At 41.5% G+C, this 15,286-nt stretch carries 11 protein-coding genes; all 11 read right to left on the reverse strand.

Annotation, left to right across the window (positions count from 1 at the left end):
- Window positions 1-170: 170 nt before the first annotated feature.
- Window positions 171-1,115 carry an Rpn family recombination-promoting nuclease/putative transposase gene (locus tag DK858_RS05440; RefSeq protein ID WP_109396528.1) on the reverse strand — a complete coding sequence of 315 codons (945 nt, stop codon included), beginning with the start codon at window positions 1,113-1,115 and terminating at the stop codon, window positions 171-173.
- A 190-nt stretch (window positions 1,116-1,305) separates the two neighbouring features.
- Window positions 1,306-2,661 (reverse strand): polysaccharide deacetylase family protein, encoded by a 1,356-nt coding sequence (locus DK858_RS05445; protein WP_109396530.1) that lies wholly within the window; start codon window positions 2,659-2,661, stop codon window positions 1,306-1,308.
- Between the two features lie 79 nt (window positions 2,662-2,740).
- Window positions 2,741-6,967: a DNA-directed RNA polymerase subunit beta' gene (gene rpoC, locus DK858_RS05450; protein WP_109396532.1), complete on the reverse strand. Its 4,227-nt coding sequence runs from the start codon at window positions 6,965-6,967 to the stop codon at window positions 2,741-2,743.
- 122 nt (window positions 6,968-7,089) lie between these two features.
- On the reverse strand, window positions 7,090-11,118 hold the full coding sequence (gene rpoB / locus DK858_RS05455) for a DNA-directed RNA polymerase subunit beta (RefSeq protein ID WP_109396534.1): 4,029 nt from the start codon (window positions 11,116-11,118) through the stop codon (window positions 7,090-7,092).
- A 351-nt stretch (window positions 11,119-11,469) separates the two neighbouring features.
- Window positions 11,470-11,835, reverse strand: a complete 366-nt coding sequence (gene rplL / locus DK858_RS05460) for a 50S ribosomal protein L7/L12 (RefSeq protein WP_023583093.1) — start codon at window positions 11,833-11,835, stop codon at window positions 11,470-11,472.
- Window positions 11,836-11,898: 63 nt separating this feature from the next.
- Window positions 11,899-12,396, reverse strand: coding sequence for a 50S ribosomal protein L10 (gene rplJ, locus DK858_RS05465; protein ID WP_006534706.1), 498 nt, complete (start codon window positions 12,394-12,396; stop codon window positions 11,899-11,901).
- A 324-nt stretch (window positions 12,397-12,720) separates the two neighbouring features.
- On the reverse strand, window positions 12,721-13,422 hold the full coding sequence (gene rplA, locus DK858_RS05470) for a 50S ribosomal protein L1 (protein WP_072064767.1): 702 nt from the start codon (window positions 13,420-13,422) through the stop codon (window positions 12,721-12,723).
- 4 nt (window positions 13,423-13,426) lie between these two features.
- Entirely contained in the window at window positions 13,427-13,855 is a 429-nt protein-coding gene (rplK, locus tag DK858_RS05475; RefSeq protein ID WP_006534703.1) for a 50S ribosomal protein L11, read from the reverse strand.
- 148 nt (window positions 13,856-14,003) lie between these two features.
- Entirely contained in the window at window positions 14,004-14,549 is a 546-nt protein-coding gene (gene nusG / locus DK858_RS05480) for a transcription termination/antitermination protein NusG (RefSeq protein ID WP_004246900.1), read from the reverse strand.
- A 7-nt stretch (window positions 14,550-14,556) separates the two neighbouring features.
- Complete coding sequence (gene secE, locus DK858_RS05485; protein ID WP_006534701.1) at window positions 14,557-14,934, reverse strand: preprotein translocase subunit SecE; 378 nt, start codon at window positions 14,932-14,934, stop codon at window positions 14,557-14,559.
- A 273-nt stretch (window positions 14,935-15,207) separates the two neighbouring features.
- The coding region (locus tag DK858_RS05490) for an EF-Tu C-terminal domain-related protein (RefSeq protein WP_001184434.1) at window positions 15,208-15,286 on the reverse strand (79 nt) is incomplete at its 5' end.

Here is a 15,286-nt window from a genome sequence, read left to right on the forward strand (position 1 = left end):
CGGTGAAGTGGGTGTTTTTTCATTTACGCCGGGTAAAGATAAACAAGAACATAAAATATGAATACTCCTCTTAAATAATAGAAAGGAGTATTCTATTTATAATAAACGCGTTAAGAGATAAAATAAAAAGTTACTCTAATAAATTATTGATATTTTATTAATTATATTTACTATACTATCACTAATAATTTAATTTCGTGTACACTTAAACCCGTCATTCGTTCGATAAATGGAAGATCAAAGTTCTCTTTTAATAATTTTTGTGCTAATTCTAATTGTACTGATTTTCTTCCTAATTCAATACCTGCCATTTTGCCTAATTCAATACCTTCATTTTTTCCTATTTCAAATCCTTTATTTTCTAATCTCCACGCTATATTCATAATTGTCTCTCTGTGGTTATCTACTCGTTCAGCTATCTTATTTATAATAAATTCAAAATCTGATGCATCCATGATTGAGAATAAATATTGTACAACAGCAACAGTGTCTTCATCACTGCAGTTTTTCTGATTTATTGCTTTTGATAACAGCATTGCAATCTTATGAAGATCATGACAGCTATTAACATGCTTCATTGCAATTTCCATTACCGCTGCTTTTTTATGTGTTAGTAAAATATCATCATCAATTGAGGTCAAATCAATTAAAGAGAAGTCATTAGAATAAAGATGATTAGCAAGTGAAGAAAGTGGAAAACATTCCATCCAATTAACAGGAAAAGGATAAGGTTTCTTCTTTCCATGATAAAACAAGATTGGAACAACGAGAGGCAAAGACTTATAACCTTGCTGTAAATGCTGATTCATGGTGCAAAATGCATAGTGCATCATACGCCAAGCTATCATTTGATCAGGTCTAGATTGATGTTCTATAAGTAAATAAATGGGAACATCACCCTCTTTGGTTTTCACCAAATATAAAATATCAGACATACGAGAACGTAATTTTATATCAATAAAAGAAGAATTCTGTAATTGCAAAGTCGAAAAATCACACTGGTTTTTTAACTCTTCAGACAAGTGGATAAAGAAAAAGTCTTTGGCATTACTGACATTCATCATAAAACGTTTGAATGCAGAATCATGAGAAGAAATTGATATGGGCTTATTCATAGCTGACTCCATGTCGAATTTGGACTGCCAGCTTACAGAAAAAAATCTATTTACCTTACTAAAAAATTATCATAATCATCTGAAAAATATAAGTTATTTATTAATTTAAAATGAGTTTGTAATGACAATATAAAAAATACCCTCGATAAATATCAAAGGTATTTTTTAAGATTATAAATTTTATTTTTAATTATTTATCAACAACGATATTTTTGTTCACCACTTCATATTCGTCATTACCCACCATTCTGGCAAACTTTTCAATAGGATCGGTACTTAATGCATATAACCGTTTTAAGGCATAAGGTGAGTCACCTAAACGTACTTTTCCTTGCTGAGTTGTCACCGCCAATGTCACACCTGAGGCCTTGACTGCATTAATTGCCCTTTGATTATATCCACCGAAAGGATATGCAAAGGCATATTGATGTGGATTTAATAAGCTCAATACACGTTGTGAACGTTGTAAATCCAATATAATTGTGTGGGACTGACGACTAAAGATAATAGGTTTTTTATTATTATCTAAACGATGTAAAAAATGGGAATGTGATTGAATATCAAAAACATCACGACTCGATTTAAGTGATTGCCAACTCATAAATTGTAATGAATTAGGTGCCCACTTAGGTATTTTTGATTTTATTCGTGATGAGATAACAAATAGTGTTGCGCGTTGGCCATTTTCTTTTAAAAGAGGATAAGCATAGCGGTAAACGGATTGCAAACCATCATCAAATGTTAATGCAACAGCTCTTCCTGGTAAATTAACACTCTTATTTAAATAGCCTGCAACTTGATTTAGTGAAAGCGTTTCATATCCAGCTTTTTTTAAATAATTCATCTGCTCTGTAAATGCAGTTAATGATGTAGTTGTTGATGTATGGCGAAAATTATGGTTTTCCGTTGCTTTGAGAATATGGTGATAAGTAAGTACTGGTATTCCTAAATCAGGCTTTACATCCCTTGATGAAATATAACCTAAGCGGTCACCTAAAGATATTTCAAACCAATTGATCTTACTTCCATTAGCCTCTTCTTTTATTGTGCGAGAGAGTACGGGATAACGTAAATTGGATAAGAGAGTCGCTATTTGTGGGCTAGCAATATCTTTATCACTATAGATAGGGGTATTTTTTGTCGTAATTAAATATTCATAAATAGGATAATCTGTTTTCTTCGTGTTATCTGATAAGAAATGTATTTTTTTATCAGGTTTCATTGAGGCAATATCTTCAAAATAGCCATCTTCTAGATAACCAGCCTCAAGATAACCTTGAGCATTCCCAAATTGTATCTTGTGATAATTACCCTCTGCCACCGATACATAAAAACCTTGGTTAGGACAAAGCTCGGCAACGGGTCGCAATTTATCTCCCACAAACGCATATAGCGTTTTTTGTTGACGAAGTTGCATCAATGTTGTGATTGGTGTTGTTAAGTCCCATTGAGCTTCTGTTGGAATACCTCTTTCATAAGGTACTGCCGAGACAAATCCAGTAAAGATAAAACATAGAATAATCAAAATATTAGCTATTATTCTCATCATTTCGCCTACTAATGTAGAACAAAAACAAAAAATGCCCTCACAATGGAGGGCATTTCAATCTAATCTAAATTAGATTTTAGTCTTTTAATCCACCGAAACCAGCATTCAGTAACTCTGCTAAGTTAGCAGATGCTTCATCAGCACTGATTGTTGTTTCAGTTTCATCTGTCGGCAATTGTGATTGACGACGCTTCATACGATCTTGGTGATACGCATATCCCGTACCTGCTGGGATCAAGCGACCAACAATAACGTTTTCTTTCAAGCCGCGTAATTCATCACGTTTACCTGCTACCGCAGCTTCCGTTAGAACACGAGTTGTTTCTTGGAACGATGCAGCAGAGATGAAAGATTCCGTTGCCAGAGATGCTTTCGTAATACCTAACAGATCACGAGCATACGTTGCTGGTACTTTGCCTTCTTCTTCCAGAATACGGTTTGACACTTTAACACGAGCGTATTCAACCTGTTCACCTTCGAGGAACTCAGAACTTCCTGCGTTCTCAATGGTAACTTTACGTAGCATCTGACGAACGATAACTTCGATGTGTTTATCGTTAATCTTAACGCCTTGTAAACGGTAAACTTCCTGTACTTCGTTAGTAATATAGCGAGTAACCGCATGAACACCACGTAAGCGCAGAATGTCGTGTGGTGATTCTGGACCATCGGAGATAACATCACCGCGTTCCACAACCTCACCCTCGAATACGTTAAGCTGACGCCATTTAGGGATCATCTCTTCGTATGCATCGCTACCGTCTAATGGAGAAATAACTAGACGACGTTTACCTTTAGTCTCTTTACCGAACGAAACAATACCGCTGATTTCAGCAAGGATTGCCGGCTCTTTCGGACGACGAGCTTCAAACAGGTCAGCAACACGTGGCAGACCACCGGTGATATCTTTAGTACCGCCAGATTCTTGTGGAATACGCGCTAAAGTGTCACCTGCGTTAATGGTAATACCATCGTCTAACTGAACAATCGCTTTACCTGGCAGGAAGTACTGCGCTGGCATATCAGTATTCGGGATTAATACGTCATTACCTTGTGCATCAGTGATACGCAATGCTGGACGTAAATCTTTACCGCTACCTGTACGCTCTGCTGAATCCAGAACAACCAGTGAAGAAAGACCTGTTAATTCATCTGTTTGACGTGTGATAGTTTGACCATCAACCATATCTGCAAAACGGATGATACCAGATACTTCACTCACAACTGGCATTGTATGTGGATCCCAGTTAGCTACAGTTTCGCCACCGTTAACCGCTTCGCCATCACCTTTTGCTAATTGAGCACCGTAAGGTACTTTGTAGCTCTCTTTCGTACGACCGAATTCGTCAATTAAACGTAATTCTGTGTTACGAGAAGTGATAACTAATTTACCAGCAGTATTAGTAATGAACTTCGCATTGAACAGCTTCAGAGTACCTTTATTACGTACTTGAATGCTAGACTCTGCCGCCGCACGAGATGCCGCACCACCGATGTGGAATGTACGCATCGTTAACTGTGTGCCTGGTTCACCGATTGACTGTGCTGCGATAACACCGATAGCTTCACCTTTGTTGATGATATGACCACGAGCTAGGTCACGACCATAACATTTCGCACACACACCGAAGTCTGTGTTACAGGTTACAACTGAACGTACTTTCACACTGTCAACAGAGTTTTCTTCTAACACATCACACAGTTTTTCGTTTAACAGGGTGTTACGTGGAACAAGAATATCGGCGGTACCTGGTTTCAGAATATCTTCTGCAGCCACACGACCTAATACACGTTCACGCAGTGGTTCTTTAACATCACCACCTTCGATGACTGGAGTCATCATAACACCTTCGGTTGTACCACAGTCGTCTTCTGTTACGACTAAGTCTTGTGCAACGTCAACTAATCGACGAGTCAAGTAACCGGAGTTTGCTGTTTTCAGTGCGGTATCCGCAAGACCTTTACGAGCACCGTGGGTTGAGATGAAGTACTGGAGTACGTTCAGACCTTCACGGAAGTTCGCTGTGATTGGTGTTTCGATGATTGAGCCATCTGGCTTAGCCATCAGACCACGCATACCGGCTAACTGACGGATCTGAGCTGCAGAACCACGAGCACCGGAGTCAGCCATCATAAAGATGCTGTTGAAAGATACTTGTTGCTCTTCTTCACCATTACGGTTAATAACGGTTTCAGTAGACAGGTTTTCCATCATCGCTTTTGCTACGCGCTCATTCGCCGCGGCCCAAATATCGATAACTTTGTTGTAACGTTCGCCCGCTGTTACCAGACCGGATTGGAACTGTTCCTGAATTTCTGCAACTTCTGCTTCTGCTTCCGCAATGATCTCTGCTTTTTTAGCCGGGATAACCATGTCATCGATACCTACTGAAGCACCTGAACGTGCTGCGTAAGCAAAACCGGTATACATGATTTGGTCAGCAAAAATAACTGTTGGCTTCAAGCCCATTACGCGATAACAGGTATTGAGCATTTTAGAAATTGCTTTTTTACCTAATGGTTGGTTAACCAGCGCGTAAGGTAGGCCTTTTGGTACGATCATCCATAAAATAGCTCGGCCGATAGTCGTATCTTTTAAGCTAGTTTCAGTGGTGATGTTACCTTCGCCATCTTTGATCTCTTCAGTGATACGTACTTTAACTCGTGCGTGTAAAGAGGCTAAACCTGCGCGATAAACGCGTTCAGCTTCTTTAGGACCACTTAACACCATGCCTTCACCTTTGGCATTGATGCAGTCACGAGTCATGTAGTAAAGACCTAATACAACGTCCTGTGAAGGAACGATGATTGGGTCACCACTTGCTGGAGACAGAATGTTATTTGTTGACATCATCAGTGCACGAGCTTCTAACTGTGCTTCTAATGTCAATGGTACGTGAACCGCCATTTGGTCACCATCGAAGTCGGCGTTATATGCCGCACAAACGAGTGGGTGTAACTGAATAGCTTTACCTTCGATAAGGATTGGTTCAAATGCCTGAATACCTAAACGGTGAAGTGTTGGTGCACGGTTTAGCATCACTGGGTGTTCGCGGATAACTTCATCTAAGATATCCCAAACAACCGCTTCTTCACGCTCAACCATTTTTTTAGCGGCTTTGATTGTTGTCGCTAAACCACGGGTTTCCAGTTTTCCGTAAATAAATGGTTTGAATAACTCAAGAGCCATTTTCTTCGGTAGACCACACTGATGCAGACGCAGGTATGGACCAACGGTGATTACAGAACGACCAGAATAGTCAACACGTTTACCTAACAGGTTTTGACGGAAACGACCTTGTTTACCTTTGATCATATCAGCCAAAGATTTCAGAGGACGTTTGTTAGAACCTGTAATCGCACGACCACGACGACCGTTATCTAATAACGCATCCACAGACTCTTGTAACATACGTTTTTCGTTACGTACGATAATGTCTGGCGCTGCTAAATCAAGCAGGCGTTTTAAACGGTTGTTACGGTTGATCACACGACGATATAAATCGTTCAGGTCTGAAGTCGCAAAACGACCACCATCAAGTGGAACCAATGGACGTAAGTCTGGTGGTAACACAGGCAGTACAGTTAAGATCATCCACTCAGGTTTATTGCCTGATTGCATGAATGCTTCAAGTAACTTGATACGTTTAGTCAGTTTTTTACGTTTAGTTTCAGAGTTAGTTTCATTTAACTCTTCACGCAGCGTTTCACACTCTTGTTCCAGATCCATGCTCTGTAACAGGTTCTGAACAGCTTCTGCACCCATCTTCGCATCGAATTCGTCACCGAACTCTTCTAATGCATCAAGATATTGCTCTTCTGTTAAGATTTGTCCGCGCTCAAGGCTGGTCATCCCGCCTTCAACAACAACATAAGATTCGAAATACAGTACACGTTCAATATCGCGCAGTGGCATATCCAACAGCAGACCGATACGGGACGGCAGTGATTTCAAGAACCAAATGTGAGCAACTGGAGAAGCTAATTCGATGTGACCCATACGTTCACGACGAACTTTAGTTTGTGTAACTTCAACGCCACACTTCTCACAGATAACACCACGGTGTTTCAAACGTTTGTATTTACCACACAAACATTCGTAATCTTTTACTGGTCCGAAAATACGGGCACAGAAAAGACCGTCACGTTCTGGTTTGAACGTACGGTAGTTAATTGTTTCTGGCTTTTTAACTTCACCAAATGACCATGAACGGATCATATCAGGTGATGCCAGAGCAATTTTGATCGCATCAAACTCTTCGGTCTTGGTTTGCGCTTTCAGAAACTTTAATAAGTCTTTCACGAAATGGCTCCTGTCGGAGTTAGACCTGCCAGGCAAATGACCCCTGTCATTCACCCCTTTAAACCAGTGTAGTCACTGTTTGACAGACTGCCATTTCTAGCAGTCTGTCTATATGGAATCCGTTATTCGTCTTCCAATTCGATGTTGATACCCAGTGAACGGATCTCTTTCAACAATACGTTGAACGACTCTGGCATACCTGGTTCCATCTGATGGTTACCATCAACGATGTTTTTGTACATTTTGGTACGACCGTTAACGTCATCTGACTTAACAGTAAGCATTTCTTGAAGAGTATAAGCTGCACCGTATGCTTCCAGTGCCCACACTTCCATCTCCCCGAAACGCTGTCCACCAAACTGTGCTTTACCACCAAGAGGTTGCTGAGTAACCAAGCTGTACGAACCGGTAGAACGGGCGTGCATCTTGTCATCAACTAAGTGGTTCAGTTTCAGCATGTACATGTAACCAACAGTTACTGGACGCTCAAATTGTTCACCTGTACGACCATCGAAAAGTGTAATCTGACCAGAAGTTGGAAGATCAGCTAATTTCAGCATCTCTTTAATTTCCATTTCTTCTGCACCATCGAACACCGGTGTTGCGGTTGGCATACCTTTTTTCAGGTTTTCAGCCAGACGCAATACTTCTTCATCGCTGAAGGTGTCCAGATCAACTTTCTGACGAGGTGCCATACCCAGATCGTAAGCTTTCTGGATAAATTCACGTAATTTAGCAACTTCTTGTTGCTGTTTTAGCATCGCATTGATCTTATCACCGATACCTTTAGCAGCCATACCCAAGTGAGTTTCAAGGATCTGACCGATGTTCATACGTGATGGAACACCCAGTGGGTTCAGTACGAGGTCTACTGGATTACCGTTTTCATCGTATGGCATGTCTTCAATTGGGTTAATCTTAGAGATAACACCCTTATTACCATGACGACCCGCCATCTTATCACCAGGTTGGATCTGACGTTTAACAGCCAGGTAAACCTTAACGATTTTCAGCACCCCTGGTGCTAAATCATCACCTTGAGTGATTTTACGACGTTTAGCTTCCAGTTTCTTCGCGAACTCAGCTTTCAGTTCATCATACTGTTCTGCTAATTGTTCTAACTGGTTTTGCTTCTCTTCATCAGCAATACCCAGCTCTAACCAGCGTTCGCGAGGTAATTTATCTAATTTCTCAGCTTCAATACCGCCAGCAATCAGAACACCACGGATACGAGCGAATAAGCCTGCTTCAAAAATACGCAGTTCTTCAGTTAAGTCTTTCTTAACTTCGCGTAACTGTGATTCTTCGATTTCTAATGCACGTTTATCTTTTTCTACGCCATCACGAGTGAATACTTGTACATCGATAACTGTACCAGACACACCATTAGGAACACGTAGAGAAGAATCTTTAACATCAGACGCTTTCTCACCGAAGATAGCACGCAACAGTTTCTCTTCTGGAGTCAGTTGAGTTTCACCTTTAGGTGTTACTTTACCAACCAGAATGTCGCCGCCTTTCACTTCAGCACCGATATAAACGATACCTGATTCATCCAGTTTAGATAATGCTGCTTCACCGACGTTCGGGATATCAGCAGTGATCTCTTCAGGCCCTAACTTAGTATCACGAGAGACACAAGCGAGTTCTTGAATGTGGATAGTAGTGAAACGATCTTCTTGAACAACACGCTCAGATACAAGGATGGAGTCCTCGTAGTTATAACCATTCCATGGCATAAATGCCACGCGCATGTTTTGACCTAATGCTAACTCACCAAGGTCTGTTGAAGGACCATCGGCTAACACGTCACCACGATCAACTGGTTCACCTAAAGATACGCAAGGAGTTTGATTGATACATGTGTTCTGGTTAGAACGCGTGTATTTAGTCAAGCTATAGATATCAATGCCCGCTTCACCAGCGTAAGTCTCATCTTCGTTAACTTTGATAACGATACGAGAAGCATCAACATACTGAACAACACCACCACGTTTAGCAACTGCAGTAACACCGGAGTCAACTGCTACTGCACGTTCCATACCTGTACCTACTAGTGGTTTATCACCACGAAGAGTAGGAACAGCCTGACGTTGCATGTTCGCCCCCATCAATGCACGGTTGGCGTCATCGTGTTCAAGGAATGGGATCAGTGAAGCACCGACAGAAACAACCTGCTGAGTTGAAACGTCCATGTACTGAACTTGGTCACGACTAAATAAGCTTGACTCACCTTTATGACGGCAAGTAACTAATTCTTCAACGAAGTGATTATCATCGTCTAATACGGAGTTAGCCTGAGCAATGATGAAGTTACCTTCTTCAATTGCAGACAGATAGTGAATCTCATCTGTTACAGCGTTGTTTTCAACAACACGGTAAGGCGTTTCTAGGAAACCGTACTCGTTAGTCTGTGCATAAACAGATAATGAGTTGATAAGACCGATGTTTGGACCTTCAGGTGTTTCGATTGGGCACACACGACCATAGTGAGTTGGGTGTACGTCTCGAACTTCGAAGCCTGCACGTTCACGGGTCAAACCACCTGGGCCTAATGCAGAAATACGACGTTTATGCGTAATTTCTGATAGCGGGTTATTCTGATCCATAAACTGAGATAACTGGCTAGAACCAAAGAATTCTTTGACAGCAGCAGAAATCGGTTTTGCGTTGATCATATCTTGTGGCATTAATGCATCAAGATCGCCTAATGACAGACGTTCTTTAACTGCACGTTCAACACGCACTAGACCAACACGGAATTGGTTTTCAGCCATTTCGCCAACAGAACGAATACGACGGTTACCTAAGTGGTCGATATCATCCACTTCACCTTTACCATTACGGATATCAATCAGTTTTTTCATTACTTCAATGATATCTTCTTGGCTCAGGATGCCAGAACCTTCAACTTCGTCACGGCCTAACGAACGGTTGAACTTCATACGACCAACAGCAGACAGATCATAACGATCTTCAGAGAAGAATAAGTTCTCAAATAGGTTTTCTGCTGCTTCGCGTGTAGGTGGTTCACCAGGACGCATCATGCGATAGATTTCAACTAATGCGCTTAAACGATCGTTTGTAGGATCGACGCGAACAGTTTCTGAAATATAAGCACCATGATCTAAGTCATTGGTAAACAGCGTTTCAATCGTTTTATGACCAGCTTGACTTAAGCGAGCTAACACATCTAAAGAGATTTCCATGTTAGCAGCACAAATCAGTTCACCTGTCGCTTCATCAATATAGTCACGAGCAACCACTTTTCCTGCAATGTATTCAACAGGTACTTCAATGCGGTCAATTTGCTCTTTTTCTAATTGACGAATATGGCGAGCGGTAATACGACGGCCTTTTTCGACATACACTTTGCCGTTTGCTTCAATATCAAATGAAGCAGTTTCACCACGCAGACGTTCAGGCACTAATGTCATCATCAGCTTGTTGTTGCTGATTTCAAACAATGTTTTTTCGAAGAATAAACCTAAGATTTCTTCAGTGCTGTAGTTCATTGCGCGTAAAATGATAGTCGCTGGTAATTTACGGCGACGGTCAATACGGACAAAAAGGTTATCTTTAGGGTCGAATTCGAAGTCTAACCATGAGCCACGATAAGGGATAATACGTGCGTTATACAGTACCTTACCTGAAGAGTGTGTTTTACCTTTGTCACTATCAAAGAACACACCAGGACTACGGTGTAACTGGGAAACGATAACACGCTCAGTACCATTGATAACAAAAGTACCATTATCGGTCATTAATGGGATTTCACCCATATAGACTTCTTGTTCTTTGATGTCTTTAACGGTGCCTTCTGGGGCTTCACGTTCATAAATAACCAGACGCAGTTTTACACGCAGAGGTGCTGAGTAAGTTACACCGCGGATCTGACATTCTTTAACATCAAAAACAGGCTCGCCTAAGCGGTAGCTGACATATTGTAATTCAGCGTTACCACTGTAGCTTTGGATAGGAAATACGGAACGGAAAGCTGCTTCCAGACCGTTTTGACCATCAGGATCTTGCTCGATGAACTTCTGGAACGAGTCAAGTTGGATAGAAAGGAGATAGGGAACATCCAGAACTTGTGGACGTTTACCAAAATCCTTACGAATACGTTTTTTCTCGGTATAGGAGTAAACCATAGGGTTCCTCAGCTCGCTGAAAAGTGACCCACTCTGCCTACCCTTAGTTATTTAAGGGCGACACGACATTCTGCTAACACTATTTTTTGTAGGTAGGAAAATGTAATTTTCCATAATACTTATTGCTATTACTCTTAAATCATTTCATTGCATTGAGCTCACTACCGAGCTTTTGGAGAACGTGGATCGCAGTGACTAACACAGTATATTAAGTCGTCAATAGCAAAAAATATTGAGGTAAAGAGGAAGCCAAAAAGTGTGAAAAAGCTACTCTTACCTTACAGCGCAAAAAGGCTGGTGACCAAAAAATCACCAGCCATCAGCCGTTAGGCTGCACTCTGGGAAGTTAAATTATTTAACTTCAACCTCAGCGCCTGCTTCTTCCAGAGCTTTCTTCAGAGCTTCAGCATCATCTTTGCTTACGCCTTCTTTCAGAGCTGCTGGTGCAGATTCTACTAAGTCTTTAGCTTCTTTCAGGCCAAGACCGGTAGCGCCACGTACTGCTTTGATTACTGCTACTTTGTTACCGCCGATAGCTTTCAGGATAACATCAAATTCAGTTTTCTCTTCAGCAGCTTCTGCTGGACCCGCAGCAACAGCAACAGCTGCAGCAGCAGATACACCGAATTTTTCTTCCATCATAGAGATCAGTTCAACAACGTCCATTACAGACATTTCAGCAACTGCGTTTAAGATATCGTCTTTAGAAATAGACATAACAAGTGTTCCTAAAATTCAGAAAAAGTTTATACGTAAATAAAGCAACGAAGAAATTGGCTATTAAGCAGCTTCTTTCTGATCGCGCAGAGCAGCCAGAGTGCGAACCAATTTGCCTGCAGAGGCTTCTTTCATGGTTGCCATCAGGCGTGCGATTGCTTCATCGTAAGTTGGGAGTGTAGCCAGACGATCGATGTTCGAACCTGGGATAAACTCACCTTCAAAGGCAGCCGCTTTAATCTCGAATGCTGGGTTCGCTTTCGCGAAATCTTTGAACAGACGAGCAGCAGCGCCCGGATGTTCAGCAGAAAATGCAATCAAGGTTGGACCAACAAATGCATCTTTCAGTACTTCATAAGAAGTACCTTCAACAGCACGACGCAGAAGTGTGTTACGTACTACACGTACAGTAACGCCAGCTTCACGACATGCTTTACGCAGTTCGGTCATTTTAGCTACAGTAACGCCACGGGAATCCGCAACAACTGCAGAAAGCGCACCTTTGGCAACTTCGCTGACTTCAGCAACAATCGCTTGTTTGTCTTGAAGATTTAGTGCCATTAGCTTCTTGCTCCTGGATTAACCGAGTAAAAACTCGGGACTCACATCACTTATAACCACAATGGTATAAGCGCTAAAACACGGTGAGTAGAATCCAGAATATATAATTCTTTATTGGCTCTCTCACCGTCTACGCAGGAAAATTAAGTAATCACTTACACCTGCGGTCTTGGACGGGGTCTGGATAGGCCAGACTCCAACCGAAATTCAGAGAATTTAGTTATGTCGACTTAAAAAATACAACATAGCTAAACTCAAGGCGTCAAATTCTATACAAATTTGACGCCAAGGTAAAGTCTTTTATGACTTTAGTCTAATCTAAGATTAAACTGTCGCGCTTAAGCTAGCTTGATCAATCGCAACACCTGCACCCATAGTGGTAGACAGGCTTACTTTCTTGATATAAACGCCTTTCGCTGCTGATGGTTTTGCTTTTTTCAGAGCAACCAACAGAGCTTCTAAGTTTTCTTTCAACTGAGCTTCGTTGAAATCAACTTTACCGATAGTGGTATGGATAATACCATTTTTGTCGTTACGGTAACGAACTTGACCAGCTTTAGCATTTTTAACTGCTTCAGCAACGTTAGGCGTTACAGTACCCACTTTCGGGTTTGGCATTAAGCCACGTGGGCCAAGGATTTGACCTAACTGACCTACAACGCGCATTGCATCTGGAGATGCGATAACAACGTCAAAGTCCATTTCACCAGCTTTAACTTTAGCAGCTAAGTCGTCCATACCGACTAATTCAGCGCCTGCTTCTTTAGCAGCTTCTGCATTTGCACCTTGTGCGAATACAGCAACGCGAACTGAACGGCCAGTACCGTGTGGAAGTACAGTTGCACCACGAACGTTTTGATCTGATTTACGTGCATCGATGCCAAGGTTAACAGCAACGTCAACACTTTCAACGAATTTAGCAGTAGCCAATTCTTTCAGTAAAGCAACAGCTTCAGTAATTTCGTACTGTTTAGTTACTTCAACTTTCTCACGGATATTGCGCATGCGCTTGGTTAGTTTAGCCATCAGATTAATCCTCCACTACCAGGCCCATGGAACGAGCAGTACCAGCAATTGAACGCATCATAGCTTCAACGTCAGCACCAGTCAGGTCCGCAGCTTTAGTTTCTGCGATTTCACGAACTTGAGCAGAAGTAATTTTACCTACTTTCTCTTTGTTCGGTTTGCCAGAACCTGATTTCACGCCCGCAGCTTTCTTCAGCAGAACCGCTGCTGGAGGAGTTTTGGTAACGAAAGTGAAAGAACGGTCAGCATAAACTGTAATAACAACAGGAATTGGTAAACCTTTTTCTACGCTTTCAGTTTTAGCGTTGAATGCTTTACAGAATTCCATGATGTTAACACCTTGTTGACCCAGAGCTGGACCAACTGGCGGACTTGGATTAGCCATACCTGCAGAAACTTGCAGTTTGATATAGGCTTGGACTTTCTTAGCCATTAATTAATTCCTCAATTTGGGTATATATCGCCCGGCTAGGGCTCCCCGATTTTACTTTGTTCTGTCTTATGACAAAACAACTCAAAACGAAAGGTGGAAAATTGTAGATAACTTTTCCACCTTTTGCAAGAAAGCAAGATAAAAAGGTTTAACCTTTTTCAACCTGACTAAAGTCTAATTCAACGGGTGTTGCACGACCGAAGATTGATACAGAGACTTTTAAGCGGCTTTTTTCGTAATCGACTTCTTCAACAACACCATTAAAGTCAGCAAATGGACCATCGCTAACACGAACCATTTCACCTGGTTCAAACAGTGTTTTAGGACGTGGTTTATCACCAACTTGTTGTAAGCGATTCATAATCGCATCAACTTCTTTATCGCTAATTGGTGCAGGTCTATCTGACGTTCCACCAATGAATCCCATAACACGAGGTACATTACGTACTAAGTGCCAAGTCGCATCATTCATGACCATTTGGACAAGAACATAGCCTGGGAAAAATTTACGCTCACTTTTGCGACGTTGACCGCTACGGATCTCAACCACTTCTTCGGTTGGAACCATAACTTCGCCGAATGAGTCTTCCATTTCGTTTAATTTGATATGTTCACGCAAAGACTGTGCAACACGGCCTTCAAAGCCTGAAAATGCCTGAATGACATACCAGCGTTTTTTTGGAGAATCAGTCATGAACACCTCACAGGCCAGTAATAAATGAAACAAAACGAACCAGAATGCCATCCAGTCCCCAAAGAACTAATGACACAATAGCCGTCACCGCAGCAACAATCAGGGTTGTCTGCAATGTTTCTTGACGTGTTGGCCATACTACTTTACGCATTTCAATACGCGCTTCACGAGCAAATGCTAACGTTGCTTTACCTTGTGTTGTCCACAACGCGAACCCACCTGCTGCTACGAACAAAGCAACAACAGCTAAAGCTCGCAACGCTAGGTTAAATTCACGGTAAAGATAGTTGCCACCCACTGCTACTGCCAGCAATAAAACGGTAATGATCCACTTAGCGATATCACCACCGCGTTTGCTATCTTGAGCTCCGCTATTCGCACTCATAAATTAACCTGTCACTATGATGTAAATAAATAGCCAGCTTGCCTCGCAAGAGCAAAACAAATCAGACTAACCATAAAATCAACTATGATTGCATCTGACACAGTGTCATATCTCTATGACATTCGTATCTGCAAGATACTGGACTCGATTCGTTGTATCAGAGCCTATCTCACCAATAATTTACAAAAAACTAGTGATGAGATAGGTTCTTTTTCAAACAACGCATAAAAAGGGCATCAATTGATGCCCTTTTTTAGGAAATTACGCGAGTAATTAACCTAATACTTTAGCAACAACGCCCGCACCTACTGTACGGCCACCTTCACGGATAGCGAAACGTAAACCGTCGTCC

Origin of the sequence: Proteus faecis, assembly GCF_003144395.1 — a bacterium.
Classification (GTDB): Bacteria; Pseudomonadota; Gammaproteobacteria; order Enterobacterales; family Enterobacteriaceae; genus Proteus; species Proteus faecis.

Bases quoted from the DNA above. Each gene is read 5' to 3' on its own strand.
- DK858_RS05440 (WP_109396528.1), bottom strand. From the start codon at position 1,115: ATGAATAAGCCCATATCAATTTCTTCTCATGATTCTGCATTCAAACGT.
- DK858_RS05445 (WP_109396530.1), bottom strand. From the start codon at position 2,661: ATGAGAATAATAGCTAATATTTTGATTATTCTATGTTTTATCTTTACT.
- rpoB (WP_109396534.1), bottom strand. From the start codon at position 11,118: ATGGTTTACTCCTATACCGAGAAAAAACGTATTCGTAAGGATTTTGGT.
- rplL (WP_023583093.1), bottom strand. From the start codon at position 11,835: ATGTCTATTTCTAAAGACGATATCTTAAACGCAGTTGCTGAAATGTCT.
- rplJ (WP_006534706.1), bottom strand. From the start codon at position 12,396: ATGGCACTAAATCTTCAAGACAAACAAGCGATTGTTGCTGAAGTCAGC.
- rplA (WP_072064767.1), bottom strand. From the start codon at position 13,422: ATGGCTAAACTAACCAAGCGCATGCGCAATATCCGTGAGAAAGTTGAA.
- rplK (WP_006534703.1), bottom strand. From the start codon at position 13,855: ATGGCTAAGAAAGTCCAAGCCTATATCAAACTGCAAGTTTCTGCAGGT.
- nusG (WP_004246900.1), bottom strand. From the start codon at position 14,549: ATGACTGATTCTCCAAAAAAACGCTGGTATGTCATTCAGGCATTTTCA.
- secE (WP_006534701.1), bottom strand. From the start codon at position 14,934: ATGAGTGCGAATAGCGGAGCTCAAGATAGCAAACGCGGTGGTGATATC.